This window comes from Marinobacter halodurans (genome assembly GCF_004327985.1).
GTDB classification, from domain to species: Bacteria; Pseudomonadota; Gammaproteobacteria; order Pseudomonadales; family Oleiphilaceae; genus Marinobacter_A; species Marinobacter_A halodurans.
Genome location: NZ_SJDL01000238.1, coordinates 1 through 252 on the forward strand (window position 1 = coordinate 1; position 252 = coordinate 252).

At 61.5% G+C, this 252-nt stretch carries 1 protein-coding gene; it reads right to left on the bottom strand.

From position 1 onward, the window contains the following. Positions 1-223: reverse transcriptase domain-containing protein (locus EZI54_RS24215; RefSeq protein ID WP_341352877.1), on the bottom strand; the 223-nt coding region annotated here is incomplete at its 3' end. Between the last annotated feature and the right edge of the window lie 29 nt (positions 224-252).

Sequence of the window (252 nt, forward strand, 5' to 3'; positions counted from 1 at the left end):
GGTAACGCCGGATCAGGGTCAGTATCCGTCGGTCGGTGATGCGACGGGCCAGCAGGCTCATCAACACATCGTGATTGACCCGATCAAAGAACTGGGCCAGATCCAGATCGATCACCCAGCGGTGGCCCTCGCTGATGTGTCGTTGCATCGCCTTGACCGCCTGGTGGGCGCTTCGGCCGGGGCGGAACCCGTAGCTGTGGTCCGAGAAGGTCGGTTCCAGCATCGCACTCAGCACCTGATGAAGCGCTTGTT